A 25,630-nucleotide genomic window follows, 5' to 3' on the forward strand; every position below is an offset into this window, starting at 1 on the left:
GGAGAGAGTGGCATGAAGTTCAATCTGAACGGCCAGGCGGTCGAATTTAACGGCGAGCCGGATACGCCGCTGCTGTGGGTGATCCGGGAACATTTTAAGTTAACCGGCACCAAGTTCGGCTGCGGTATCGGCGCCTGCGGCGCCTGTACGGTACATGTCGACGGTAAGGCAGTGCGTTCATGTTGCTATCCGCTGCAATTGGTACGCGATCGGCAGGTGACCACCATCGAAGGATTGTCCACCGATCGCAGTCATCCGGTGCAGCAGGCCTGGATTGCAGAGGATGTGCCGCAGTGCGGCTACTGCCAATCGGGCATGATCATGGCGGTCAGCGCGCTGTTGGCGGAGCACCCGAAGCCGGACGACCGGCAGATAGATACCGGCCTGACCAATCTGTGCCGCTGCGCCACTTATCACCGTATCCGCGCGGCGGTGCACCGCGCCGCCGACAAGGGAGAACCCTAAGCATGGTGATCACCCGCAGAACCTTGCTAAAAGGCAGCGCGTTGGCGGTGGCCGCCATGCTGTTGCCGATATCGACGCGCAGCCTGGCAGCCGTGGTTTCGCAGGATGCGGCGCCGCCCGACGGTCAGTACGAATTGAACGATTGGATCTGGATCGATAGCGGCGGCCGCATCGTCATCGGCGTGTCGCAATGTGAGGTCGGGCAGGGGATTTACACCGGCCTGGCCGAAGTGGTGGCGGCGGAAATGGATGCCGATTGGGCGCAGGTGACGGTGAAGTTCGTCACCGGCCGCGATGCCTACCGCCAGGTTGCCGGGGGCGAGGCTTTCGCGCAGTTTGTCGCCGCTTCAACCTCCATGACCAAATTTTATCAGCGCACCCGGCTGGCCGGCGCGCAGGCGAGAGACTTTTTTCTGCGGGCCGGTGCGCGACATCTCGCACTTTCACCGCGGCAGTGCCGTACGGAGAAAGGTTGGGTGATTGAGGAGGGCGGGCAGCGCAAGGTCGCCTATGGCGATCTGGTGTGCTATGCCGCCGAGCTGCCGTTGGATCCGCAGCCTGCTTTAAAGAGCGAAGCGCAAGAGCAAGAGAGTTTCATCGGCAAGCCGCTGTTGCGGGTCGATACGTCGGAGAAAGTGGACGGCAGCGCGATTTACGGTATCGATATTGACCTGCCGGAGATGCTGATCGGCGTCCCCTGGATGGTGCCCGATCTCAGCGGAAAGCTGGTCGCCGTGCGTAATGAACGGCAGATCCGGGCCATGCCGGGCGTAGTGGAGCTGGTGCTGACCCGGCAGTGGTCGATGAACAACATGGTCGGATTGGATCACGATATGTCGCTCAATACGGTGATCGTGGTGGCGGCGAGCTACTGGCAGGCCAAAAAGGCGGCGGATTTGCTGGAGGTCGACTGGCTGCCGGGCGCAGGGCAAGCGCTGACCGATAGCGCGATTGCGGCGGAGAATCTGGCGATGCTGGATGGCGATACCTTGGTGTCGGCGGTCGATCGCGGCGAGGCGCCGGCGTTGATTCGTGGCGCTGAACAAGATTCGCGCTTGCATGAGGCGCGTTACGGCGCGCCTTATGTGGCGCATGCCACCCTGGAGCCATGCAACGCCACCAGCCATTATGAAGAGGGCCGTATCGAAACCTGGGGCCCTTTCCAGGGGCAGGACATGGTGCGCAACGTTCTGGCGAAAATGTTCGGGCTGAAGCCGACGGATGTGGTGGTGAATACGACCTACCTGGGGGGCAGCTTTGGGCGCAAATATCTGCCGGATGCCGTAATGCATGCTACCGCCGCCTCCCGGGCGGTGGGGAAACCGGTCAAGGTGATCTATCCGCGCGAGATCGACATGCGGCATGAATATTATCGTCCGGCCTGCATCAGCCATTATCGGGCGCTGCTGGATGAAAACGGCTACCCGCAGGCGCTGTGGGCGCGCTATGCCGGGCAGTCGCTATTCTGGCAAATGCGGCGCGAAACGGTACACGAGGCCGGGGGATGGGATGAAAGTATGGTGGAGTGCGTTTACAGCACGCCGTATCGCATCCCTCATCTGAAGGTGGAGGCCGGCATCGTCGAACAGCCGATTTCCCTGAGCTATCTGCGTGGCGTCGGCAGCGTCGCCAGCCTGTTCTTTTTGGAAAGCTTTATCAGCGAACTCAGCCATAAGGCCAAGCGGGACGAGTATCAGTATCGGCGGTATCTGCTGCAGGGCAACCCAGAGGCGTTGCGCGTACTGGAGGCTACCGCGGCGGCGGCGGGTTGGCAGCGCGAACCGCCGCCGGGCGTTTATCGCGGGATGTCGTGCAATATTTGGCTCGGCCGCAATAACGCTTTCACCACTTACGTCGGTTTGGTGGTTGAAATCGCCATTCAGGAAGGGCGGCTGCGGGTGCTCCGCGCGGTATGTGCGATTGACTGCGGCAAGGTGATAAACCCGAACCTGGTGCGCGCCAACGTAGAGGGCGGCATCGGCTTTGCGCTGACCACCTGTCTGCACAGCGAACTGCACTTTGAACGGGGCGGCGTGGTGGAAGGGAATTTCGATCTTTATCCACTGCTGGCGATCGCCGAAATGCCCAAAGTGGAAGTGGTGGTGCTCGACAGCGCGCGTGCGCCGCAGGGATGCGGAGAAGTGTCGACTGCGGTGGTCGCTCCGGCGATAGCCAGCGCGCTGCATAAGGCCACCGGCAAAACCTATCGTACGATGCCGTTCCCACGCGAGTTCTCCTCGGTGTAACGGCTCGCCGGCGATGGCCAGCCGGCGGCTGCCGCGCGGTCAGAGCTTCTTCAGCAGCGCCAGCAGCTGCGCTTCGCTTTTCTCCGCCAGCCCGTCGATGGCCAGCTTGATGATGTCGGAGCGGGTAATGCGCACGATGCCGCTGCGCGCCGCCTGGACGATCACTTCATCGATGGCTTCAATGTGGCTGTCCGTCAGGCTGACGGAAATCGCCTTATAGGTGCGCTTGCGGCCGGCCGGTTTGGCTTCCGGCGCGGGCGCCGCGACCGGCAGCGTGTGCGAGGTGGCGCTGTTGATGAATTCGTCTTCCGACATGCGGTGGGTGGGGGCGCGCTTCTTCACAGGATCACCTCTTTCACCAGGCATTCAATTTCGCTCTGCGCCTTTTCGTTGTTCGCCTCATGCACGGTGATGGCTTCGCCCCAGGCGTCGCGGTAAATCTTGCGGTCGCACAGGCGGTGGCTCACCAGGGTGAACTCCGGGTATTCGCTCAGCACCTGCGCCGCTTCGTTGGCTTCATTGATGAAGATGTTGGTCGGGCACATGTTCAGCACGATGTAGCCTTTGACCTTCTCGTTGTATTCCTGCGCGGTGGAGAACATCTCCGACAGATAGCCGATGGTGTCGAGATCCATCTGCGAAGGGCGCAGTGGCGAGAGGAACAGATCGGCGGCCAGCAGCCCGGAGCGCAGTTCGGCGCTGTCGCGGCCGGCGGTGTCGACGATCACGTAGTCGTAATGGCGATCCAGTTCCAGCAGCGTTTCCTTGATTTTGCCCGACGCGGCCACCACCGGAATGTGCGGCAGCCCCTCAACGTTCTGACGGTCGTTGTACCAAGTCATGATCGATTTCTGGTCGTCGGCATCGACGATGATCGCCGTCTTGCCTTGCTTAAGAATCAGATACCCGGCGATATTCACCGCTTTCGTCGATTTGCCGACGCCGCCTTTTTGCGAGCCAATCAGGACAATCATGCTGCCATCTCTCAAGTTATTAAGCTGATAACTTATTAAGTTAATGTGCTTATTAGGTTGATAATCAAACAGGTTAACAAGAACAACTCGCGAACAATATGCACCAACTGCGGCGGCTTGCCAAGCCAGTATGTCGTTAACTGCGCAGCTTATTTTGCGCTGGATGGCCCGGATGGGTAAGTAGGAATTCTCTGGGAAGTGGCGGAACGGAAGAGGGAGTTGTTAATTTAATAGCTTAATAAGTTAGTGGCTCATTAAGCTGTCGGTGGCGTTACTTCTTCATCATCGCCTTCAGGTTGGCGAACGGGTTATGGGTGGCGACGCCGACATCTTTCTGCGCGTCTTCACCGGCCACCACCGTCGAACCGTATTGATCGGCCTCGGTGTATTTCGAGTGCTCGTGGTCGTGGCAGTACAGGCACAGCATTTCCCAGTTGCTGCCGTCTTCGGGGTTGTTGCTGTGATCGTGATCGATGTGGTGCACCGTCAGTTCGCGCAGGTTGGAATAAACGAACTCGCGCGAGCAGCGCCCGCATACCCAGGGGAACAGTTTCAGCGCTTTTTCGCGATAGCCGGTTTCCAGCTTCGCATAGTTTTTGGGGATATAGGCCATGGTGGTCGTCCGTCGTGAATCACTATGCGGCAAATAATACCACACTGCGTGCGGCGACAACGTGCGGCTCATCCTGTCGCTAGCGAAATGTCTCCACCGCCCAGTCGATAAACGCCCGCAGCTTGCCGCTGAGGTGGCGATTGGACGGGTACACCACGTACATCTGCTCCGGCGGCGGCTGCCAGTCGTGCAGCAGGCTGACCAGCTCGCCGCGCTCGAGGTGCGGCTGCGCCATAAACCGATAGATTTGGATGATGCCCAATCCGGCCAGGCTCGCCGCCAGCAGCGCGTTGCCTTCGTTAATGCTGACCGGGTAGCGCTGTTGAATGGCGATCTCTTTGCCGCGTTCGACATAGCGTTGCGGATGGATGCGGTCGTTGACCGGATGGCGGTAGTGCACCATCGGAAAACCCTGTTCCAGATCGCACGGGTGGCGTGGGGCGCCGTGGCGCGCCAGATAAGCCGGGGTGGCGCAGCTGACCCAGTCCAGATCGAACAGACGCCGGGCGATCAGGCTGGAGTCGGCCAACGGGCCGCTGCGGATCACGCAGTCCGCGCTGTCGCTGATCAGATCGATAACGCGATCGCCGATGCTGAGATCGATCTGGATTTGCGGGTAGCGTTCCAAAAAGCCTGGCAGCGCCGGCAACAGCAGCTGGCGGGCGGTGCCGCTGCCGGTATCGATGCGCAGCACGCCCTGCGGAGAATTCTGTGACTCGGTCAGACAGCCCTCCATCTGCTCCAAATCCGCCAGCCATTTCACCGTATTCTGGTAATAGCATTCGCCTTCGCGGGTGACCGACACGCTGCGGGTGGTGCGCTGGAACAGCTTGGTCTGCAGGTGATCCTCCAGATTCTGGATCAGCTTGGTGACCGTCGCTTTCGGCATGCCCAGCGAATCGGCGGCGCGGGTAAAACCGCCGGTTTCCACCACGCGGTTAAATACCCGGATAGCGAGCAAATGATGGTCCATAGGTTCCCAACGTCATGCCCCGGCAGTGGCCGGGGCATGTTTCTGCAGATAGATAATGATTAACACTGTTTAGCGCCAATTGCGCCGGAGCGCAAGCTGAGGCCGAACACCAGCGTGGCGGAGAGGATCAGCGCGCCGCCGAACAGCATGGCGCTGCTGACGCCCTGCCAGTCCACCACCTCGCCGCCCAGCAGTGCGCCGGAGGCCAGTGCGATCTGGATGACGCACACCAGCAGCGCCTGGCCGGCTTCCGGCGCCTGCGGCACCGCGGCGAACATCCAGTTGGTGGCGCATACCGGCACGGCGCCGAACGCCAACCCCCAGACCAACACCATCAGCGTGGCGCCGGCGAGGCCGCTGAGCAGCGGCGAAACGATCAGAATACCCGCCAGCATGGCGGCGATCAGGATAAAGGTGGCGCGCAGGCTGTGTTCCGCCAGGCGCTCGCCGAGGAAGGTGCCCAGCAGGCCGATGGCGCCATAGGCCAGCAGCTGCAGCGAGATCGCCGATGGGCTGAGCACGAACACCTGTTGCAGCAGAGGGCGCAGATAGGTATAGGCGGCGAAGTGGCCGATGAACAGCAGCACGATGGCAATCAGGCCGATGCGCGCCATCGGCAGGCGCAGCGGCAGCACCAGATCGCGCGGCGTAACCGGCCGGGAAGGCGGTACCGACGTGAGTAAACGCAGCTGCGCCAACAGTACGCCGACCGCCAGCGCCGCCCCGCCGAAGAAGGCGGCGCGCCAGCCGAACAGATCGCCGATCAGCGCCCCCGCCGGCACGCCGCACACCGCGCCGACCGAGATGCCGCTGAGGATCAGCGCGGTGGCGCGGCCCTGGCTGGCTTCCGGCACCAGATGGCGGCCGTAGTTGGCGGCGAACGACCAGAAACCGCCGACGCAGACTCCCAGCAGCACGCGGCCCAACAGCATCATCGGGAAGTTGACCGCCAGCGCCGCCACCAGGTTGGACACCATCAGCAGCAACGACAGTCCCAGCATCAGCAGGCGTCTGTCCAGCCGGCCGGAAGCCAGGCTCAACACCGGTGCGGCCACCGCCGCCACGATGCCGGGCATGGTGACCATCAGCCCGGCGGTGCCGGTGCTGACGCCGAGCGAAGGGGCGATGTTGGTCAGCAGGCCGATCGGCAGAAACTCGGTGGTGACCATGACAAAACAGGCGACCGTCAGCGAGAAGATCGCCGGCCACGGGGATGATGCAGGTTTATCTTTATTATTCAGCATAATGCCGCTCGTCTTGGGTGAATGCGCAGGCCGCGCTCGGGGCGCGGTGTGACCGAAGTCACAATCTACGGCAGGCCGAAGCCGCGGATAAATCCGTTTGCGGTGGTTACACTGTTTCTGAGGGGAAACAATCGCCGGCGGCGAGTGAAAACGCGGCTTGCGCCGCGCTACGGGGGAAAGGAATAAAACGGCATAAGGTTATGACCGAATGCCGCTTGCGTTTAAAGCCCCGGCGCTTTCCACAGCGAGGTGGTCAGGCCGTTATCCACCAGCGTCAGCTGATCGGCGTAAACCTGCCGCCAGGTTTCTTTCTGTTCCTGATACAGCGCATGGTGGGTCATGTCGGGTTGATGCTCGCGCTCCCAGCGCACCAGGCGTTCGCCGGTTTCGGCCAGCGACTCGAACAGCCCGGCGCCGACGCCGGCGGCGATCGCGCAGCCCAGCGCGGTGGCTTCTTTCACCACCGGCACCCGCACCGTCAACCCGGTGACGTCGCTGAGGATCTGGCTCCACAGCTTGCCCTTGGCGCCGCCGCCGGCGAACACCAGCGAGCGCGCCTGCACGCCGGAGAAGGCGGCGATCTGCTCCAGGTTGCAGGCGGAGACGATGGCGGCGTTCTCCTCCAGCGCGCGGAACAGCGTCTGTTTATTGCAGCGCTCCGGGTCGATCGACATATTGATGAACGACGGCGCCGCGTGATACCAGGTTTTGAAATGCATGGCGTCGGAGAAAATCGGCATCACGCCGTAGGCGCCCGGCGGTACCCTGGCCGCCATCTCTTCCAGCAGGCTGTAGGCATCGACCCCCAGCCGCTCCGCCAGCAATTTTTCCTCCGCGCAGAAGGCGTCGCGGAACCAGCGCATGGTCAGGCCGGTAAAGAAGCTGATGGATTCCGCCTGCGCCATGCCGGGAATGACGTGGGGGTTGATGCGGATGTTCATTTCCGGATCGATGGCCGGCTCCGGCAGGTTGACGATCTGCTGCCAGAAGGTGCCGCCGAGCACCGCCGTCTGCCCGGCGCGCACGATGCCAAGCCCCAGGCTGCCGAGCTGCACGTCGCCGCCGCCCATCACCACCGGGGTGCCGCGCAGCAGCCCGCTCTCCTGCGCCGCCTGTTCGGTGACGCGCCCCAGCACGCTGCCGGTTTCTTTCACCGGCGACAAAATATCGGCGCGCAGCCCGGCCATGTCGAGCAGCGCCGGCCGCCAGTCGCGGCTGGTCAGATCCAGCATGCCGGTGGTGCCGGCGTTGGAAGGATCGACCGCCAGCTCGCCGCTGAGCATGTTGGCCAGCCAGTCGCTGATCATGGTCAGCGTCGCCGCCTGGCGGTAGATGTCCGGCCGATGGTGCGCCAGCCACAGCAGACGCGGCATGGCACTCAGCGCCAGCGTCTGGCCGGAGTATTGATACACCTCGCGTTCGAAGCCGTGGTTATGCAACTCTTTCAGCTCGCTGACTTCGTGGCTGGCGCGCGCGTCGACGTTGGCGCAGGCCCAGATCGGCACGCCGTTGCGGTCGTACAGAACGATGCCTTCACGCATCGAGCAGCAGGCCACCGCGCGTATCGCCTGCGCCGTCAGCCCGGCGCGCTGCAAGGCCTGGCGAATGCACTGGCAGGCCAGCTGCCAGTTGCGGCTGAGGTCAAACTCCATCGAGCCGGGCACGCCCGGCACCGCCAGGTGTTGCCACTCCGCCTGGCCGTGCGCGATCTGATTGCCCGCCAGATCGAAGATCACCGCGCGAATACTGCCCGTTCCTGCGTCCAGCGCCATCAAGTAGTTATCCATAGCCTATGCTCTCAGGGGGAGGAGTGTTAACTATAGATGCCGCCGCCATACCCCGCCGGGGGAGGAGTGGGCGTCGCCGATGCGATTTGTGAGCCAGGCGGCAAAATTGCCGTTGCGGCAGGGCAATCGACGGGAATAAACCTATGGTTGGAAAGCGCCATGCTACGGCGCGCCGTTCAAACAAGGAGCTGTCATGCACGTCACATTGGTTGAGATCAACGTTAAACAAGACAAAATCGACGAATTTATCGATGTTTTCCGCGCCAATCATCGGGGGGCAATCGAAGAGCCGGGCAACCTGCGCTTCGACGTGCTGCAGGACGAACAGATTCCGACGCGGTTTTACATCTACGAAGCCTATCGCGACGAGCAGGCGGTGGCGGCGCACAAGCAGACCCCGCACTACCTGCAGTGCGTGGAGAAGCTGGAAGCGCTGATGACCGGCCCGCGCAAGAAGACCACCTTTATCGGCCTGATGCCGGAATAATCGCCGGCGTTTGCCGGTGTCCATACGCCTGGTTTGGTTGTAACCTGCAAGCTAAAGCGATTTTCAATGGGATAAGCGGGGCGAGGATGACATTGCGCGATCGGCTGTTGGCGCTGTTGGTGGTGGTGATCTGGGGCGTGAATTTCGTCGTGATCAAGTTCGGTTTACAGGGCATGCCGCCGTTTCTGCTGGCCGGGATGCGTTTTTTGCTGGTGGCGTTGCCGGCGATCTTCTTTATCCCGCGCCCGACGATCCCGTGGAAATGGCTGCTGCTGTACGGCATGACCATGAGCTTCGCGCAGTTTGCCTTCCTGTTTGTCGCCATCAAGGTGGGCATGCCGGCGGGGCTGGCTTCGCTGGTGTTGCAGGCGCAGGTGTTCTTCACCCTGCTGTTGGGTGTCGTGCTGATGGGCGAAAAGCTGCGCGTCAACCATTTCGTCGGCATCGCTATCGCCAGCGGCGGCATGCTGGTGCTGGCGCAGGCCAGCCTGCATAAGCCGGGCAGCGGCGCGGTCCCCCTGGCGGGCCTGCTGCTGACGCTGGCGGCGGCGTTTTCCTGGGCGCTGGGCAACCTGACCAACAAGAAGATCCTGGCCGGTTTCCCGCAGCGCAACATTTTGTCGCTGGTGGTGTGGAGCGCGCCGATCCCGGTCGTGCCGTTCCTGGCCTGCAGCTGGCTGTTCGACGGCCCGCAGGCGGTGCTGAGCAGCCTGGGCCATGTGCAGGTCGGCACCTGGCTGGCGGTTGCCTACCTGGCGTTTGCCGCCACGCTGTTCGGCTATTCGGTGTGGGGCAGCCTGCTGGGGCGCTATGAAACCTGGCGCGTTGCGCCGCTGACGCTGCTGGTGCCGCTGGTCGGGCTGTTCGCCGCCTGGCTGCTGCTGGACGAAGCGCTGTCGCCGGCGCAGTTCGGCGGCGCATTGCTGGTGCTGGGCGGCATGGCGGTCAACACCTTCGGGCTGCCGCGCCGCCGGGCGGCGATCGCGCGTTAAACCGAACAGGGCAATTCTGTTCAATACCTTGTCGACGGCGGTCGGCATTCTGGCGCCTGTGAATACTTTCTCAGGTGACCATCATGAATATCTACCTTTCCATGGCCGCGTTTGCGCTGGCGGCCTCCATCACCCCCGGCCCGGTCAACATCGTCGCATTGAGCGCCGGGGCGCAATTCGGCTTTGGCGCGGCCCAGCGCCACGTGTTCGGCGCCACGCTGGGGTTTACCCTGTTGCTGGTGCTGCTGGGATTGGGCATGCACCAGCTGCTGATCCTGTGGCCGGCGCTGACCCGCTTGATTCAGTGGGCCGGCGTGGCTTTCCTGCTGTTTATGGCCTATCGGCTGGCGTTTGACGACGGCAGGTTGGGCAGCGGCGCGGCGCGGGCGCCTTCCTGCCGCTACGGCGCGCTGATGCAATGGCTGAACCCCAAGGCGTGGCTGGCGTCGGTGGCCAGCCTCGGCGCTTTTGTCGGCGACGGCGACATCCGGCTGCTGTGGCAGTTCGCCGGGCTCTACTTCGTGATTTGCTATGCCTCGGTGGCCTGCTGGGCCTATGTCGGCGCGATGCTGCGCGGCCTGCTCAGGCAGGCGCGCAACGTGCGGCGTTTCAACCGCGCAATGGCGGCGTTGCTGGCGGCCAGCGCCTGCTATCTGCTGGCGGAGGGTTTTTGATACTGCCCCGGCGTGGCGGCCAGCAGCTGTTTGAAGGTGCGCTGGAAGTGCGCCTGATCGGCAAAGCCGCTTTCGCTGGCGGCCGCGGCGATCGGCAGGCCGCTTTTCAACAGCCGATGGCCGTGCTGCACGCGGCGGTTAACCAGATAGGCGTGCGGCGTCATGCCGTAGCGCTGGCGGAAGGCGCGGATCAGGTAAGAAGGGGACAGCGCGGCGGCGCGGCAAATGTCGTCCAGCGTCAGCGGCCGGGTGCAGTGCGCGTCAATAAACGCCGCCGCCGCTTCCAGTCGGGTATGCGGCAGTGTCTCCGGTTGGCGGGCATCGCCCAGCCCGAGCTGCAGGGCGCTGAAATACTCCACCATGGCGATCTGTTTTTCCAGCGCGCTGCACAGCGGATCCGTCAGCAGCGCATAAAGCCGGTTCAGGCCGTGGAACAGCGCCGGATCGCGGCTCAGCGGCTGACTGAACGGAACAAAACGGTCGCCGTCGCCGCCGAGCAGCTCCTGCTGCAGCGCGCCGAGCCAAGCGAGATCGAGATAGAACATGATGTACGACCAACGCCGATCGGCGATGGGGTTGCAGGCATGCGCCTGCTGCGGGTTGATGACAACCAAATCGCCGGCGCTGACCTGCATGCGCCGCTCGCCGTTGACATAGGTGCTGACGCCGCCGGTGATGGCGCCGATGGAAAAGAATTCGTGGCTGTGCAGGCTGTAGCACACCTGACGGCCATCCGCGATGGCGCGGGCTTCGACGAACGGCAACTGCGGATCGCGCCAGAACTGCGGCGTTTTTTCACTCATACGCTTTCCTTTTCACTGCGGCGGCATCACAGTGTTATAGCCTGAAAGCGACGAGAGGGGGAATGGCGGATGATGATTTTTAACGTATTCGGCCGTCTGCTGGGCGTGAAGCGCATCGGGGACGAATGGCGGCTGTTCCGCGTGACGCTGCCGGAGCGCAAGTATGCCCCCAGCTACGATATCGTGCTGCCGGCCGACCTGCGCGAAGAGGAGATCGCCGGCTATCTGGGGGATATTTATCACGAGGCGGCGACGCCGCAGCGGCCGGAGGTGTTTCGCGTCGAATAGCGCGGCGCGTTACTCTTCCGCGTTGCGCGCCATCATGCGGCGTTGATGCTCCTCGCCGGCGGCCTGGATCTCTTCCAGCACCGAGCCGACGTCGGCGCGTTTCAGGGTTTCGCTGAACCGGCCGCTGAGGACGCTGTCCGGCGTCAGGTTGCCTTCCTGATACAGCGCCCAAATCTCTTTGGCGTATTGGCTATCGCGCAGCTCCGGCGCGAACTGGCCGTAATACTCCGCCAGATTGCCGATATCGCGCTCGAACATGCTTTTGGCGTGGTTGTTGGCGGCGGCGTCCACCACCTGCGGCAGATCGATGATCACCGGCCCGTCTTTATCCATCAGCACGTTGAATTCCGACAGGTCGCCGTGGACCAGGCCGGCGCACAGCATGCGCACCGCGTAGTTCATCATCAGGGCGTGATCGGCGCGCGCCTGTTCCGGCGTCAGGATGACATCGCTCAGGCGCGGTGCCACCAGGCCTTCTTCGTCGGTGATCAGCTCCATCAGTAGCACGCCGTCCAGGCAGATATCCGGCTGCGGCACCCGCACCCCGGCCTTGGCCAGCAGATACAGCGCGTCCACTTCGGTGTTTTGCCAGGCTTCTTCCTGCTGCTGGCGGCCGAACTTGGAGCCTTTGCTCATGGCGCGCGCGTCGCGGCTGTTGCGCACCTTGCGCCCTTCCTGATAGTGAACGGCCTGCTTGAAGTTGCGCTTCTCGGCCTCTTTGTACACTTTGGCGCAGCGGATCTCATCGCCGCAGCGCACGATAAACACGTCGGCTTCTTTGCCGCTTTTCAACCGGCGGATGACGTCGTCGATTAATCCGTCATCAACCAGCGGCTGGAGTCGTTTTGGAATTTTCATGCAGCCTTGTACCCTATTTAGGCTCCGGTGTGAATGGCTTGCGCAGTTGATAGCGTAAGTTAGACCCGAAAGGCAAACATTAGTTTTGCCGCCGCTGCATCATTGCGCGGCGGCGGGCGCTTACAGGCTGGCGGCCGGCACCCAGACGCTGACGCTGCCGGCGTTGACCGGGAAATGGGCGCTGCCCTGGTCGTCGGTGGTGATTTCCTCCTGACGGTTGCCGAGGAAATCGCGCCAGGCGGTGTGCGCCAGATCGGCGCCCAGCGCGACCGTCTTGCCGCTTTCGCCGCCGTTGGTCAGCACCACCACGCAGCCGGGGGCCTCGGCGGTGCCGGCGCGGCTGAAGGCCACGCAGTGGCTGTCGTCGAAGTAGTCGGTTTGCGGGCCGTTGGCGAAACGCTGGCGGGCGGCGATCAGCTTCTCCAGCTCCGGGATCGCCGGCATATCAATCTGGTACTCGCCGCCGTCGCGCCCCTTGTCGCGGTAGCTGGCGCCATACAGGTCGGGATAAAACACGCAGGGCACGCCCTGTTCGCGCAGCAGGATCAGCGCGTAGGCCAGCGGTTTGAACCAGGGTTCCACCGGCGCTTCCAGCGACTGCAGCGGCTGGGTGTCGTGGTTGGCGACCAGCGTCACCGCGTGGGCCGGATCGGCGGCGGTCAGGGTATCGGTGAAGATTTGCGCCATGTCGAAGCCGTCGCCCTGTTTCGACGCCTGATGAAACTTCAGGTGCAGCGCCACGTCGAACAGCATCACCTTGCCGTCCACCAACTCGATGTATTGCTGCAGCGCGCTCAGATCGTGCGACCAGTATTCGGCAACGATCAGCAGGTCGCGCTGCGCGCTGTCGCGCACGTGATCCGCCCACTCTTTGAAGAACCAGGCGGGAATGTGTTTGGCGGCGTCCAGGCGGAAGCCGTCGCACGGCAGGCTTTCCAACAGCCAGCGCGCCCAGTATTTGAGCTCCTCCGTCACGGCGGTATTGCGGAACTCCACGTCGGCGCCCATCAGATAGTCGTAGTTGCCCTTTTCGTCGTCGACCTGATCGTTCCAGCCGTCGTCGCCATAGTCGTTGGCGATTTTGAACACCCCTTTGTCGTCCGGCTGCTCAACGTAGTCGACGCCGCTGAAGCATTTGTAATCCCAGATAAACTCGGAATGCACACCCTGGCGGCCGGGGAAGGTGAAGCGGGTGTAGGCCAGCGCGTCGAAGCCCTGGTCGTCGATGTCGTTGCGGTTGTTGGCGTCCACCTTGAACACGTGTACCTGTTCTTTCTCGTCCGCGCCGAGCTTGTGGTTGAACACCACGTCGTAGAGCACCCCCACGCCGTGTTCGCGCAGCGTATTGGCGGCGTGTTCGAGCGCCGCCTTGTCGCCGTATTTGGTGGCCACGCTGCCTTTCTGGTCAAACTCGCCGAGATCGAACAGATCGTAAGTATCGTAGCCGACGGAGTAGCCGCCGGAAGCGCCCTTGCAGGCGGGCGGCAGCCACAGATCGGTGATGCCCAGTTCGGCGAGGTGCGGCGCGCGCTCGGCGGCCTCCTGCCACAGTTTGCCGCCGTCGGGGTAGTACCAGTGGAAGAATTGCAGCAGGGTGGTTTTTTTCGTCATGAGCCAGCGTCCCGGTTAGCCAGAAGGAGAGGAGCAGTTGCCGTTAAAGCATGGGCTACTTTTGGCAAAAGGGACAAGTTTGGCATAGGCGGCCCGAGAAGGCCGCCCGAGAGACGGCTTAACGCTGGCTGGCGTAATGAGGTGAGCGTGGGCCATAAAGAATGGCGCCGTTCTGACCTGTCGCCGATAGCAGGCGGGTGTTGGCGATGGCGCCAACATCAAATCCTTTGTCGCTGATGGTATCGGCGATTTGCGAAATCGCGGCGCTGATCACCATGCCCAGCAGGCCACCGGAGTTGTTGTTGCCTTCGTTGCTGGATGCGGTGGCGGTGCCGGCCCACAGCTGTTTGCCGTTGCGCAGATCGACCAGGCGAGCGACTACGGTAACGCGGGTTTCGCTGCTGATCACCATGTAGCTGGTGCCGTATTGCGTGACATCCAGGTACAGCACGGTGTCGGCGCCGAAAATCTGGTGCAGTTTTTTCGGACTGACGGCGCGGATGTCGTTGGCGTTGGTTAGGCCGTTTTGCAGGAAGGTTTCCTCCACTACAGCGACCGGCAACACATAGTAACCGGCCTCGGCCAGCGGCAAGGTGGCGCTGGCGAGCACGCTGTGGCTGGCTTTGACGTCCGGCGACTGGTTAACCGGCGGCAAGACCAGGATCGACTTCGGCTTGCTCTCATGGAACGCCGCATAGTCATAAGGCGTCTGCTTGGCACAGCCGCTAAGCAACAGGGTGGCGGCAACGGCGAGGAAAGTGAGTACACGTTTCATTTAAAGCTCCCTTTATCCCTGGCCATCAGGAAATTCATAAACGGCGCCGACTCCGGGAACAGCGTTTTTTCCGTGTTGAATTCATTCATGGCTTGTCCGTCGTTGCCGATTTTGCTGTACAGCAGCCCCAGCTGCGCATGCAGACCTGGCGGTACGGCTTTATCCTTGGCGCGGGATTTCTCGACGATCTCTTTCAGCGTGGCGATCTGCTGCTCAGGGCTTTGCCCCTCCTGCTGGTAGTATTGATAGAGAGAAGTCTGGTAGCCATCCCAATTGTAAAGCGTTTTCGGCGCGGCGCAGCCGGCCAGCAGGGTCGCTGCAAACAGCGCCCCGCCCATTTTTTTAGTTATCATCTTTCTGCTTCTATTCCGTTAGTTAGCAGGGCGCCATGCGCCGTTTTCGATACCGGTGACCAGGTTATTGACGGCTTCACGCACGGCCAGATCCAGCACCTTGCCGTTGAGGGTGGAGTCGTAGCTGGCGGTGCCCCCGAAACCGATGATTTCGCGATTGGACAGTTCGTATTCACCGGCGCCCTGAGCGGAATAGACGACTTCTGAGGTCTGTACGTTTACGACGTTCAGATTGACTTTGGCGTAAGCGACCTGTGATTTACCACGGCCCAAAATCCCCCACAGCTGATGATCGCCGACTTCTTTACGGCCGAATTCGGTGACATCGCCGGTAATCACATAGTTGGCGCCTTTCAGCGTTTGCGCCTTCCCTTTAATGCCGGCTTCAGTTTTCAACTCTTCCATGTTGGCGCGATCCAGCACGTTGAAACGGCCAGTCTGCTGCAAATGCGTGATCAGGATAGTCTTGGACTGATTGCCCAGCCGATCGACGCCATCGGAGAAGATGCCGTTCATGTAGCTGGATCGGTTGTCGAATTTGCCGACGGCGATAGGGCTGCGTGGGCCCTGATAAGTGGTGTTGTAGGAAGCCACTTTCGGCACTTCCAAAGAGCGGGAGGATTCGGTCGCGCAGCCCGCCAGCAAAGTGACGGAAAGGGCAACGGAACAGACGGCGAGTGATTTTTTCATTGGCATGCGATCTCTCCATGAGCATAAAACAGCGCGGGAGCAACCCGCGCCCGACGTTGACATAACTAACGTTGCCGCCGTTATGGAAACGCCGCGATCCTGCCATGAATATGTAACAAATTACAACAAGATATCGGCATTAATGCCGCTATTAACATTGTTGTAACCTATTGGAATTCAATGAATTAGTATCGATTTTCTCTTGTCATCACAGCGTTTTCCACGATTGTGCATTTTTTGTCTGGGTTATTGTCTTTTTAATCGCAAACATATGGCCATTAATCCTGAAATATTTTAACTAATCAGTTTGTTGTATTGAGTAATGTTACGTTTTGCATCAACTCCTGTGTTATGCCGGGGTTCATGGCGGCTTGATGATCCGTTAAGGTAGTGAAAATTAGGTAACACTATCAACCAAATGTCATTTTTCATCGGCAGCTAATCGGGGATATCAATTGTGAACATCAGGGATTTCAGAGCATTGGCGCGCAGTTTGGTCAGAGAATTCGGCATGTTGAACAAGCAGAGCAACGGCTCGCGCTTTTCGCCGCTGCAGATCCATCTGATGATCGAAGTCAGCGAGCAGCCGCTGGGCGTCACCGAGGTGGCGGCCCGGCTTTGCATCGACAAGGCCAGCGCCAGCCGGGCGCTGCGCAGCCTGGTGGCCGCCGGCGTGATAGAAACGGTGGATCATCCGGATGACAGGCGGCACAACCTGCATCGGCTGAGTAAAAAGGGCGGCAAGGCGCTGGCCGGCATCGAGAGCGACGCCGACGGTTTTATGCAGGCGGCGCTGGCGCAGTTGGACGACGATGAGCTGGCGAGCACTACGGCGGCGATGAAAAAGATGACCGCGGCGCTGCGCAGCGCGCGCAAACAGCGCGACGCCAACCTGCGGGTACGGCCGATTGCCGCGCGCGACGATGCGGCGATGGCGGCGATCATTCGCGACGTGTTTCGCGAGTACGGCATGGACAAGATGGAAGGGGTCAGCCTGCACGATCCGGATCTCGATCGGCTGACCGGCCTGTATCGCGACAACGGCGGCCACTACTGGGTGCTGGAGCGGGACGGGCAGGTGGTGGGGGGCGTCGGCATGGCGCCGCTGGCGGGCGAAGAGCCCGGCTATTGCGAGCTGCAGAAACTGTTCTTCAAGCCCGGCGCGCGCGGGCTGGGCATGGCGCGCTATATGGTGGTGCAGGCGCTTAAGGCGGCGCGGGCGGCGGGGTATCGCTATTGCTACCTGGAAACCACCGAACAGTTGAAAGAGGCGATCGGGCTGTACTACGCGCTGGGGTTCACGCTGTTGACGGAACGGCGCGGCAACACCGGCCATCACGGCTGCAACGTGTGCATGCTGAAAAATCTGCAGAACGACGATATGTGAGCGGTTTCAAGGTTAGCGCCCGCGCCTTGTGCCACCCTGTTAACCGTTTGATAACAATCACAACGTTTTATCAGGGAGGAAACTATGTTGGGGGATCCGATGGCGCTGTCCGCGCTGGTCACGCTGGTGGTCATCGCGCTATGGGCCAGCGCCCGCTTACCGGAGTATCTGGTCGCGCTGCTGTTCTTCGCGGCGGTGATGGTGTTGCAGCTGGCGCCCGCCGCAGTGACCTTTTCCGGTTTCGCGTCTTCCGCATTCTGGCTGGTGCTCAGCGGTTTCGTGCTGGGCACCGCCATCCGCAGCACCGGCTTGGCGGATCGCCTGGCCAACCGACTCTTGCCGCACCTGGCCGGCTCCTGGCCGCGCCTGGTGGGCGGCGTGGTGGCGATAAGCTACGCGCTGGCGTTTGTCATGCCTTCCAACATGGGGCGCATTACGCTGCTGATGCCGATCGTCATGGCGTTGGCCGATCGCGCCGGTCTGGCGGAGGGCTCGCGCGGCCGCATCGGTTTGGCGCTGGCGGTGGGGTTCGGCACCTTCCAGCTCTCCGCCAGCATCCTGCCGGCCAACGTGCCCAACCTGGTGATGAGCGGCGCGGCGGAAAGCGCCTACGGCAGCCACTTCGCTTATCTCTCTTACCTGCTGTTGCACGCCCCGGTGCTCGGGGTTGCCAAAGGCGCGCTGCTGACGCTGTGCATCTGCGGCCTGTTCCGTGCGCGGCCGCAGCCGGTGGCGGCCGAGGCAGCGCAAACCCCGCTCAGCGCCGCCGAATGGCGGCTAATCGCGCTGTTGGGCGCCACGGTGTTGCTGTGGATGACCGACAGCTGGCACGGCATCGCTCCCGCCTGGATCGGGTTGGCGGCGGCCTGCTTGTGCCTGTTGCCGCGTATCGGGTTTCTCAACGGCGAGCAGTTCGCCGCCGGGGTTAACGTGCGCACCTGCATCTACGTGGCGGGGATCCTGGGGCTGACGGCGCTGGTCAGCCACTCGGGGCTTGGCGATCGGTTGGGCGGTGCGCTGCTGGCGATGATGCCGGATCTGCACGGCAAACCGTTCACCGCATTCGGTTCGCTGGTGGGGATCACCGCGTTGCTGAATTTCGTGGTGACCGCCAACGGCGTGCCGGCGCTGTTTACCCCGCTGGCGCAGGCGCTGTCCGCGGGCAGCGGCCTGCCGCTGCTGACGGTGCTGATGACCCAAGTGATCGGTTACGCCACGCCGCTGCTGCCGTATCAGGCTTCGCCGATCGTGGTGGCGATGGGGATGGGCAAAGTGCCGGCGCGCGAAGGGCTGAAGCTGTGCCTGCTGTTGGCCGCGCTCAGCTTTGTGCTGCTGGTGCCGTTGGACTATCTGTGGTTCAGGCTGCTGGGGTGGATCCCGTAAACAGCCCCGCGCCGCCGGCAAAACAATCTTCGTCCAGCGTCAGGGTGGCGATTCTATGCACCGGTCCGCGCATGCTGACCTGAAAATCGCCGCTGAAGGCGATCTGCAGTTCGCCGCCAGGCATCCGCACGCTAACCCTATCGCCGACTCGTCCCAACTTGCGCATCACGCTGGCGGCGGCGCAGCTGCTGCTGCCGGAGGCGAGGGTAAAACCGGCGCCGCGCTCCCAGATGCCGATGCGCAGCGTCTGGCGATCGACCACTTCCACCAGTTGTACATTGGTGCGTTTCGGGAACAGCGGATGGCGTTCAATCTGCGGTCCGAGCCGATGCACCTGCGCCAGATCAAGTTTCTCCACCGGCACCACGCAGTGCGGGTTGCCCATCGACACCAGCGAAACGCTTAACGTCTCCTCCCTCAGGGGCAGGGGATAGTTCAGCGCCTCCGGCAGATCGATCAAGGCCGGCAGCGCCGCCGGGCTGAAATTGGCGCGCCCCATCTCCACGGTTATCTGATGCGCGTCTTCCGCCACTTGGCAACGCACGTCGCCGCCGGCGGTGTGCACCAGAAACGGCTGATGCCCTACGCGCTCGCTGTCGAACAGATACCGCGCGTAGATACGCAGGCCGTTGCCGCTTTTCTCCGCTTCGGAGCCGTCCGGGTTGATGATGCGCAGGGTGGGATTGACGGCGTCGCCGCTGTCGATCAGCAGGCCGTCGGAACCGATGCCGTAATGCGGGTGGCACAGCAGGCGGATCTGTTCCTGGCTCAGACGATCGGCGACCGAACGGTGGCATACCAGGTAGTCGTTGCCCAGGCCGTGATATTTGTGAAACAGCAGGGGAGTCATGTCGTTGCTCGGCTCAGCAAAAAAAGGTTGCTACAGCTTACAACAGAACGTTGGCGTCAAAACAAACAAAAGGCGGCCTGAGCCGCCCTTTTGCACGATTACCTATCTGGCAATTAATTGTAGATGATCGCGGTACCGTGCAGTTTGTTGTCGCCGGTGGTGGCGATGATCTGGAAGGATTTGGCGCCGGCCGCGTCGGCTTTGGCCGCCAGTTTGTTTTCCAGGCTGCTCAGGTCGGAAGCACCGCTGACGGTAACGACGCCGGCTTTTTGCAGATCGGCCGGTTGAGCGTTGACCAGTTCGGCGGCGGAGCTGCCGAAGGAGACGGAGGCCAGTGCGATGGCGGCGATGGTCATTTTCAGGTTTTTCATGGTCTTATTTCCTATCTATGTTCTTTACGATGTTTGTTTTGTAAGGTCGTTAAATTAATTAACGATCGATAATTTAATTTTGGATGCCGGTTTGACGGATTGCAAGTATTTTTTTAATGCTCGTTAATTAATTTTTTTTGATGCCCTGGCGTCGGGAGCAGAATTTCTCGCGATCCGCTGGTTTAATGTCTTGTTATTGATAGATTTCTGCGGTTCCATGCAGCTGGTTGTTACCACCGGCGCCGATGATGCGGAAGGATTTGGCACCCGCCTGATCGGCTTTGGCGGCCAGGCTGCTTTCCAGCGAGGTCAGATCGGACGCGCCGCTGACGGTGATGACGCCCACTTTCTGCTGGTCTGCCGGTTGGTTCTGGACTAAATCGGCGGCGAAGCTGCCGAAGGAAACGCTGGCCAGAGTGAGAGCTGCTAAGGTTAATTTTAAGTTTTTCATAATGTTAATTCCTTTCCGATAACGGTGAATAGAGGGTTTTAATCCGCTTCGCTAAATTATCTTAACGATCGATAACTAAATGCTAATCGGTTCTCGACGAAGGCGCAATATTTTTTTATAATGATCGTTAATTTATTTGTGCTAACCCTGCCGTGGAGCGGGATAGGAGAGGAACGATGAGCATCAATGAAGAGGTTTGCGGCAAGAAAAGCCGCGGCAGACCGAAACAATTTGATCGCGACCGGGCGCTGGAAAGCGCGCTCGATCTGTTCTGGCGGCACGGTTATGAAGCCACCTCGCTGGCCGATCTGGTGGAAGTGACCGGCGCCAAGGCGCCGACGCTGTATGCGGAATTCGGCAACAAGGAAGGAATGTTCCGCGCGGCGGTGGAACGCTATCTGCAAAAATACACCACCTGCACCAACCAACTGTTGGAGCAGGATCTGCCGGTGGCCGAGATCGTCGAGGCCTACGTACGCTCTTCCGTTGAAGTGTTTACCGACCCCGATACGCCGTCAGGCTGCTTTATGGTGTGCGCCTCGGCCGCGCTATCGTCTGCGTCCGACGACGTCGCCCAGATGCTGCGCAGGAAACATCATGCGCAGGAAGCGGCGCTGAAGGCCTGCTTCGATCGCAAGGTGCAGCAGGGCGAACTGCTGGCGAAAACCGACACCACGCTGCTGGCGAAATACGTGATTTGCACCATTGAAGGCATGTCGGTGCAGGCGCGCGAAGGGGCAAGCCGGAGCGATCTGCTGCGGTTGCTGGAGGCGTTGATGCTGGTGTGGCCGCGGCTCAGCCAGATTGGCAATAAGGTATAACAACCGGCCCGGTTTTTACCGGGCCGTGTAACCCATTACTGATTGACCGGGATCACCGCGCCCTGATATTTCTCGCGGATAAAGTCCTGAATCGGTTTGGAGTGCAGCACCTTCACCAGCGCCACGATCTCCGGCTTGTTCACGTCGGCCTTGTGCACGGTGATGATGTTGGCGTACGGGTTGTTTTCGCCGCTTTCGACCGCGATCGGATCTTTGGTCGGGTTCAGCCCGGCGTCGATGGCGTAGTTGGCGTTGATCACCACCGCGTCGCCTTCGTCGTTGTTGTACATCTGCGGCAGCAGCGCGCCCTCAACGTTGGCCTGGAATTTCAGGTGTTTCGGGTTTTCCACCACGTCGGTGATGCGCGCGTCCACCTTGCTTACCCCCGGCTTCAGCTTGATCACGCCTTCCCGCTCAAAAATAGACAGGATGCGGCCTTCTTCCGCCACCGCGTCGCGCATGATGATTTTGCCGTTTTCCGGCAGATCTTTCAGGCTCTTGTACTTCTTCGAGTAGATGCCGATGGGCTCAATATGGATCGCGCCGGCGCTGACGAAGTCGTAGCTCTTGTCGTCGGCGTGGTCTTTCAGCACCGAGTTCAGATAAGGCACGTGCTGGAAGTAGTTGGCGTCGATGTCGCGGCTGGCCAAGGCGGTGTTCGGCAGGATGTAGTCCTGGAAGCGCTTGATCTGCAGGTCGATGCCTTCCTTCGCCAGTATCGGCTTGGCCTGTTCGAGGATCTCGGCGTGCGGCACGTTGGAGGCGCCGACCACCAGCTTGGTCGCCGCGGCGGCGCCGTAAGAGGCGAGGGTGGCGACGGAGGCGAAAGCCAACATCAGTAGGTGCTTTTTCATCATCGTTTTCCTTGGTTAATTAACGTTTATCGAGCGTTCTTGTCAGGGTGTCGCCGATGAACTGAATGACGAAAACGATCAGCAGAATCGTCAGCGTCGCCACCAGCGTCACGTCACTGTGGTTGCGTTGGAACCCTTCCAGATAGGCCAGGTTGCCCAGGCCACCGGCGCCGATCACCCCGGCCATCGCGGTGTAGCTCACCAGCGCGATCAGGGTGACGGTGATGCCGGAAACCAGCGCCGGCGAGCTTTCCGGCAGCAATACGCGGAAAATCAGGGTGCGGTTTTTGGCGCCCATCGAGCGCGCCGCTTCGATCACCCCTTTGTCGACCTCGCGCAGCGCGATCTCCACCAGCCGGGCGTAGAACGGCGCCGCGCCGACGATCAGCGCCGGCAGGGCCGCGTCCGCGCCGAGAATGGTGCCGATCAGCGACTTGGTAAACGGGATCAGCAGCACGATCAGAATGATGAACGGAATGGAGCGGAAGACGTTGACCAACACGGAGATCAGCGAGTAGACCGCACGGTTCTGCCACAGCTGGCCTTTCGAGGTTAAAAACAGCAGCACGCCGAGCACGATGCCCAGCACCAGCGTGGCCAAACCGGCGATGCCGGTCATGTACAGCGTTTCCCAGGTGGCGTCCCACAGTGAGTCCAGACGCAGGTGGGGGAACAGGGACTCAATCATGTTGGATAACCTCGACGGCGATATCTCTTTCGTGCAGCAGGCTGAGCATGTCGGCGACTTGTTGTTCGTTGCCTTCGGCGTGAATGTACAGTTCGCCGAACGAACCGTTGAGGGTGTGGCTGATCTTGCCGTGCAGAATGTTGATGGTCAGGGCGTAGCGCCGGATCACTTCAGAGATCACCGCCTGATGGGTTTGCACGCCCACGAAGGTCAGCTTGAAAATCGCCCCCGGCAGATGGGCGGTGAGCAGCGGGTTGAAGCTCTCTTCGGTATCCGCATACTGCGACACCTGTTTGACGAACTGCCGGGTGATCGGCTGCTGTGGCCGGGTGAACACATCGAGCACCGGGCCTTCTTCGACGATGCGGCCGTTTTCCATCACCGCCACGCGGTGGCAGATTTTGCGCACCACGTGCATCTCGTGGGTGATCAGCACGATGGTCAATTTCAGTTGGCGGTTGATATCCAGCAGCAGGTCGAGAATGGCGTCGGTGGTCTGCGGATCGAGCGCCGAGGTGGCCTCGTCGCACAGCAGCACGCTCGGGTTATTGGCCAGCGCGCGGGCGATGCCGACGCGCTGTTTCTGGCCGCCGCTGAGCTGCGACGGGTAGGCGTCTTCACGCCCCTGCAGGCCGACCAGCGCGATCAGTTCCGCCACGCGCGGCGCAATCTGCGCCTTGGGCACGCCGGCGATCTGCATGGAAAATGCGATGTTTTGGCTGACGGTGCGCGACCACAGCAGGTTGAAGTGCTGAAACACCATGCTGACTTTCAGGCGCGCCTGGCGCAGGTGGCTGCCTTTGGCGCGGGCGATATCGAAGCCGCCTACGTCAATGCGGCCGCTGGTGGGCGTTTCCAGGCCGTTAAGCAGGCGGATGAGCGTGCTTTTGCCGGCGCCGCTGTAGCCGATGATGCCGTAAATTTGCCCGGCCTCTACCGCCAGACTGACGTTGTCTACCGCCACGACGCGGCCCTGTGTGCTGTCAAAAGTTTTGCAAACGTTCGAAAGAACGATCATAACGAAGCGGATCCTTATCGATACATCACAGCATTCCGTCCAGAGCGCGGTGCGCCGGACAGGGATCGTTCGGCTTTTCGGCGGGCACAACCCGGCGGGGAGTGGCGGACGGAACCTCTGTTGCGGGTGAATACCGGGCAATCCTACCGAGGGTTTATAGTGACAGGAAGAATGTAAATTCTATTACTTATTCTGATTTGATATATAAAACGGCGGGTGAAACAGGGGGGGGAGAAAACCGGCCGCAGGGCGGCCGGCGGGAGGGCTAGCGTTTGTCCAGCTTCATGTGCAGCAGCGGGAACGGGTTGCCCTGGCCGTCGAGCGGCGAACGGCCGGTGATGACAAACCCGTAGTGGCGGTAGAAGCCGCTGGCCTGCGGATTTTGCTCGTTTACGTCCAGCTGCAGCTCATCGTGCAGCGTTTCCGCGTGGGTGAGCAGCGCTTTGCCCACCCCTTTGCCGCGCTGATCGGCGTCGATAAACAGCATCTCCACCTTGTTGCCGTTCAGGCCGATAAAGCCGCAGGGATGCCCCGGCCGCTCTTCGGCCACCCAGACGTTAACCGCCGGCAGGTAGTCGTTCAGCACCAGCGGGAACAGCTGCGCGATGTTGTCTTCGGTTAAAAAATGGTGAGTGGCGCGCACCGAACGCAGCCAGATATCTGCCAATTGCGCGTTGTCTTCCGCCGCGCGTGCTCTGATGGTAATCATCGAACTCTCTGCTATCTAAGTTGGAGGAAAAAAACTAGATAGAGGTTTTGTGGGGTTAGTGCCGAATTAACGTGGGTTAACGCCCTGCAAAGCGCCTCTGCAGTGGATCGAATAGGCCCGCCTTTCTGCCGGCGGTATAATAAATGTAATTCAGTAAGTTAATGCTTTCAACCGCCGCAGGGCGCAATGGGGCGCCCGCCGCGTGATACACTGGCCGCTGAATGAGCGAGAGGGCAGCAGGATGGAAGCGGTACGCGCAGCGATAGAAAAACAGGTGCTCAGCCTGACCGGGCTGGCGCTCGGCGGCGTCGATTTTGAGAACCCGCCCGGCGATCCGGGCTTGTTCGGCCCGCAGTCGGTCATCTGGCAGGTACACCGCGATTTCACCCCGATGCTGTGCGGCGGCGTCAGCGCCTTGCTGCTGCAGATGCTGCACCCGCTGGCGCTGGCCGGGGTGTGGGATCACTCCAACTTCCGCGAAGATATGATTGGCCGCCTGCGCCGCACCAGCCAGTTCGTGTCGGTCACCACCTTCGGCCCGACCGCCGAGGCGCAGCGGCTGATTGCCAAAGTCAACGCTATCCATCTGCGGGTGACCGGCGTCGGCAGCGACGGCACGCCTTATGCCGCCAGCGATCCGGCGCTGCTGACCTGGGTACACGTCGCGGAGAGCAGCCGTTTTCTGGCCAGCCACCTGCGCTACCGCAACCCCCATCTTTCCCGCGATTTGCAGGATCAATACTACCGCGAAGCGGCGCGCGTGGCCGCCGCGCTGGGGGCGACTGCAATTCCTCAGTCCTGCGCGGAGATAGAAGAATACCTGCAGGCGATGCGGCCGCAGCTGGTCTGCGATGAACGCACGCAAGAGGTGGCGCGCATTCTGCTGAAGGCGCCGGCACCGAGCGCATTGGCGCGCCCGCTCGGCGGGGTGGTGATGCAGGCGGGCATCGATCTGTTACCCGATTGGGCGCAGCGGCAGTTCGGTTTTCATCCGGGCGCGCTGCGGCGGCGGCTGGTGCGAACGGGCGCCGCAGGCCTCGGCAAGGTGCTGGGCGCGTCGATGCGCAACGGCTCCTATCAGCGCGCGGTGCGGCGCATCACTCAGCCGTCATGAGCCACAGCCGCTATAATTAGTCTTTGTTTATCTTCGTTTACGGACGCTTTTGAGACTTTTACGGGTGATCCGGCCAGTAATGCGTTTTACACTTGGGGGCAAAGCCACATTCCATTTTTGGCGCGCAGCCGATTCTGCCGCGCCCTGACCC

At 61.4% G+C, this 25,630-nt stretch carries 29 protein-coding genes; 10 read left to right on the top strand and 19 right to left on the bottom strand.

Annotated features, from left to right (window positions below; genetic code table 11):
* Positions 1-12 precede the first annotated feature (12 nt).
* Together ACJ8HH_RS02540 and ACJ8HH_RS02545 are read left to right on the top strand one after the other, a co-directional pair.
* Positions 13-465: a (2Fe-2S)-binding protein gene (locus ACJ8HH_RS02540; RefSeq protein ID WP_033653460.1), complete on the top strand. Its 453-nt coding sequence runs from the start codon at positions 13-15 to the stop codon at positions 463-465.
* Positions 466-467: 2 nt separating this feature from the next.
* Positions 468-2,711 carry a xanthine dehydrogenase family protein molybdopterin-binding subunit gene (locus ACJ8HH_RS02545; protein ID WP_060451399.1) on the top strand — a complete coding sequence of 748 codons (2,244 nt, stop codon included), beginning with the start codon at positions 468-470 and terminating at the stop codon, positions 2,709-2,711.
* Between the two features lie 39 nt (positions 2,712-2,750).
* Here ACJ8HH_RS02545 and ACJ8HH_RS02550 read toward each other — a convergent pair whose 3' ends face one another.
* The 6 genes from ACJ8HH_RS02550 to lsrK form a co-directional block, all read right to left on the bottom strand.
* Positions 2,751-3,053 carry a hypothetical protein gene (locus tag ACJ8HH_RS02550; RefSeq protein ID WP_060387426.1) on the bottom strand — a complete coding sequence of 101 codons (303 nt, stop codon included), beginning with the start codon at positions 3,051-3,053 and terminating at the stop codon, positions 2,751-2,753.
* Positions 3,050-3,685 carry an AAA family ATPase gene (locus ACJ8HH_RS02555; RefSeq protein ID WP_033637564.1) on the bottom strand — a complete coding sequence of 212 codons (636 nt, stop codon included), beginning with the start codon at positions 3,683-3,685 and terminating at the stop codon, positions 3,050-3,052. Before ACJ8HH_RS02555 ends, ACJ8HH_RS02550 begins: the two co-directional genes overlap by 4 nt.
* Before the next feature lie 271 nt (positions 3,686-3,956).
* Entirely contained in the window at positions 3,957-4,298 is a 342-nt protein-coding gene (gene yajD / locus ACJ8HH_RS02560) for an HNH nuclease YajD (RefSeq protein WP_016928619.1), read from the bottom strand.
* A 79-nt stretch (positions 4,299-4,377) separates the two neighbouring features.
* Positions 4,378-5,271, bottom strand: a complete 894-nt coding sequence (locus ACJ8HH_RS02565) for a LysR family transcriptional regulator (protein WP_033637565.1) — start codon at positions 5,269-5,271, stop codon at positions 4,378-4,380.
* Positions 5,272-5,330: 59 nt separating this feature from the next.
* Positions 5,331-6,515, bottom strand: a complete 1,185-nt coding sequence (locus ACJ8HH_RS02570; RefSeq protein ID WP_033637566.1) for an MFS transporter — start codon at positions 6,513-6,515, stop codon at positions 5,331-5,333.
* A 221-nt stretch (positions 6,516-6,736) separates the two neighbouring features.
* Entirely contained in the window at positions 6,737-8,302 is a 1,566-nt protein-coding gene (lsrK, locus tag ACJ8HH_RS02575) for an autoinducer-2 kinase (protein ID WP_033637567.1), read from the bottom strand.
* Positions 8,303-8,495: 193 nt separating this feature from the next.
* Between lsrK and lsrG the strand changes: the two genes are divergently transcribed.
* From lsrG to ACJ8HH_RS02590, 3 genes are all read left to right on the top strand, one after another.
* Positions 8,496-8,789: a (4S)-4-hydroxy-5-phosphonooxypentane-2,3-dione isomerase gene (gene lsrG, locus ACJ8HH_RS02580; protein WP_043146917.1), complete on the top strand. Its 294-nt coding sequence runs from the start codon at positions 8,496-8,498 to the stop codon at positions 8,787-8,789.
* Positions 8,790-8,875: 86 nt separating this feature from the next.
* Entirely contained in the window at positions 8,876-9,781 is a 906-nt protein-coding gene (locus ACJ8HH_RS02585) for an EamA family transporter (RefSeq protein WP_033647025.1), read from the top strand.
* An 83-nt stretch (positions 9,782-9,864) separates the two neighbouring features.
* A complete protein-coding gene (locus ACJ8HH_RS02590) occupies positions 9,865-10,455 on the top strand; it encodes a LysE family translocator (RefSeq protein WP_033638700.1) in 591 nt (196 codons plus the stop codon).
* Here ACJ8HH_RS02590 and ACJ8HH_RS02595 read toward each other — a convergent pair.
* Positions 10,431-11,258: a helix-turn-helix transcriptional regulator gene (locus ACJ8HH_RS02595; protein ID WP_060451400.1), complete on the bottom strand. Its 828-nt coding sequence runs from the start codon at positions 11,256-11,258 to the stop codon at positions 10,431-10,433. The two genes, ACJ8HH_RS02590 and ACJ8HH_RS02595, sit on opposite strands and share 25 nt — an antisense overlap.
* Positions 11,259-11,327: 69 nt before the next feature.
* Here ACJ8HH_RS02595 and ACJ8HH_RS02600 point away from each other — a divergent pair, with 69 nt between their 5' ends.
* The gene (locus ACJ8HH_RS02600) at positions 11,328-11,546 is read left to right on the top strand and encodes a DUF7661 family protein (RefSeq protein ID WP_015377079.1); all 219 of its coding nucleotides are present in this window, start codon (positions 11,328-11,330) and stop codon (positions 11,544-11,546) included.
* Between the two features lie 9 nt (positions 11,547-11,555).
* On the opposite strand, the gene ACJ8HH_RS02605 is transcribed toward ACJ8HH_RS02600, so the two are convergent.
* From ACJ8HH_RS02605 to ACJ8HH_RS02625, 5 genes are all read right to left on the bottom strand, one after another.
* Positions 11,556-12,404, bottom strand: coding sequence for a PA4780 family RIO1-like protein kinase (locus ACJ8HH_RS02605; RefSeq protein WP_033637570.1), 849 nt, complete (start codon positions 12,402-12,404; stop codon positions 11,556-11,558).
* A 120-nt stretch (positions 12,405-12,524) separates the two neighbouring features.
* Positions 12,525-14,015, bottom strand: a complete 1,491-nt coding sequence (amyA, locus tag ACJ8HH_RS02610; protein ID WP_033647018.1) for an alpha-amylase — start codon at positions 14,013-14,015, stop codon at positions 12,525-12,527.
* 118 nt (positions 14,016-14,133) lie between these two features.
* Complete coding sequence (locus tag ACJ8HH_RS02615; RefSeq protein ID WP_060451401.1) at positions 14,134-14,790, bottom strand: DUF799 domain-containing protein; 657 nt, start codon at positions 14,788-14,790, stop codon at positions 14,134-14,136.
* Complete coding sequence (locus tag ACJ8HH_RS02620; protein ID WP_033637573.1) at positions 14,787-15,143, bottom strand: DUF4810 domain-containing protein; 357 nt, start codon at positions 15,141-15,143, stop codon at positions 14,787-14,789. Before ACJ8HH_RS02620 ends, ACJ8HH_RS02615 begins: the two co-directional genes overlap by 4 nt.
* 18 nt (positions 15,144-15,161) lie before the next feature.
* On the bottom strand, positions 15,162-15,833 hold the full coding sequence (locus ACJ8HH_RS02625; RefSeq protein WP_033647014.1) for a CsgG/HfaB family protein: 672 nt from the start codon (positions 15,831-15,833) through the stop codon (positions 15,162-15,164).
* Between the two features lie 481 nt (positions 15,834-16,314).
* Between ACJ8HH_RS02625 and ACJ8HH_RS02630 the strand changes: the two genes are divergently transcribed.
* Positions 16,315-17,220: a bifunctional helix-turn-helix transcriptional regulator/GNAT family N-acetyltransferase gene (locus ACJ8HH_RS02630; protein ID WP_079656317.1), complete on the top strand. Its 906-nt coding sequence runs from the start codon at positions 16,315-16,317 to the stop codon at positions 17,218-17,220.
* A gap of 84 nt (positions 17,221-17,304) precedes the next feature.
* Positions 17,305-18,603 carry an SLC13 family permease gene (locus ACJ8HH_RS02635; protein WP_060451402.1) on the top strand — a complete coding sequence of 433 codons (1,299 nt, stop codon included), beginning with the start codon at positions 17,305-17,307 and terminating at the stop codon, positions 18,601-18,603.
* Here ACJ8HH_RS02635 and dapF read toward each other — a convergent pair.
* From dapF to bhsA (ACJ8HH_RS02650), 3 genes are all read right to left on the bottom strand, one after another.
* A complete protein-coding gene (dapF, locus tag ACJ8HH_RS02640; protein WP_060451403.1) occupies positions 18,578-19,453 on the bottom strand; it encodes a diaminopimelate epimerase in 876 nt (291 codons plus the stop codon). The genes ACJ8HH_RS02635 and dapF overlap by 26 nt on opposite strands.
* A gap of 113 nt (positions 19,454-19,566) precedes the next feature.
* A complete protein-coding gene (gene bhsA, locus ACJ8HH_RS02645) occupies positions 19,567-19,824 on the bottom strand; it encodes a multiple stress resistance protein BhsA (protein ID WP_060451404.1) in 258 nt (85 codons plus the stop codon).
* Positions 19,825-20,017: 193 nt separating this feature from the next.
* Complete coding sequence (gene bhsA, locus ACJ8HH_RS02650; protein ID WP_033637578.1) at positions 20,018-20,275, bottom strand: multiple stress resistance protein BhsA; 258 nt, start codon at positions 20,273-20,275, stop codon at positions 20,018-20,020.
* A 176-nt stretch (positions 20,276-20,451) separates the two neighbouring features.
* Between bhsA (ACJ8HH_RS02650) and ACJ8HH_RS02655 the strand changes: the two genes are divergently transcribed.
* Positions 20,452-21,096, top strand: coding sequence for a TetR/AcrR family transcriptional regulator (locus tag ACJ8HH_RS02655; RefSeq protein WP_033637579.1), 645 nt, complete (start codon positions 20,452-20,454; stop codon positions 21,094-21,096).
* A 35-nt stretch (positions 21,097-21,131) separates the two neighbouring features.
* Here ACJ8HH_RS02655 and ACJ8HH_RS02660 read toward each other — a convergent pair whose 3' ends face one another.
* The 4 genes from ACJ8HH_RS02660 to ACJ8HH_RS02675 form a co-directional block, all read right to left on the bottom strand.
* Positions 21,132-21,950 carry a MetQ/NlpA family ABC transporter substrate-binding protein gene (locus ACJ8HH_RS02660; protein WP_060428277.1) on the bottom strand — a complete coding sequence of 273 codons (819 nt, stop codon included), beginning with the start codon at positions 21,948-21,950 and terminating at the stop codon, positions 21,132-21,134.
* Positions 21,951-21,969: 19 nt separating this feature from the next.
* Positions 21,970-22,638: a methionine ABC transporter permease gene (locus ACJ8HH_RS02665; protein ID WP_033653452.1), complete on the bottom strand. Its 669-nt coding sequence runs from the start codon at positions 22,636-22,638 to the stop codon at positions 21,970-21,972.
* Positions 22,631-23,656 (bottom strand): methionine ABC transporter ATP-binding protein, encoded by a 1,026-nt coding sequence (locus tag ACJ8HH_RS02670; protein WP_033653451.1) that lies wholly within the window; start codon positions 23,654-23,656, stop codon positions 22,631-22,633. Before ACJ8HH_RS02670 ends, ACJ8HH_RS02665 begins: the two co-directional genes overlap by 8 nt.
* Before the next feature lie 265 nt (positions 23,657-23,921).
* Positions 23,922-24,365 (bottom strand): acetyltransferase, encoded by a 444-nt coding sequence (locus tag ACJ8HH_RS02675; protein WP_015377088.1) that lies wholly within the window; start codon positions 24,363-24,365, stop codon positions 23,922-23,924.
* Positions 24,366-24,606: 241 nt separating this feature from the next.
* On the opposite strand from ACJ8HH_RS02675, the gene ACJ8HH_RS02680 reads away from it, so the two are divergent.
* The gene (locus ACJ8HH_RS02680) at positions 24,607-25,479 is read left to right on the top strand and encodes an oxygenase MpaB family protein (protein WP_197766147.1); all 873 of its coding nucleotides are present in this window, start codon (positions 24,607-24,609) and stop codon (positions 25,477-25,479) included.
* Positions 25,480-25,630 lie beyond the last annotated feature (151 nt).

The sequence above is a fragment of the Serratia sp. CY32780 genome (genome assembly GCF_052169135.1).
Taxonomy (GTDB): Bacteria; Pseudomonadota; Gammaproteobacteria; order Enterobacterales; family Enterobacteriaceae; genus Serratia; species Serratia sarumanii.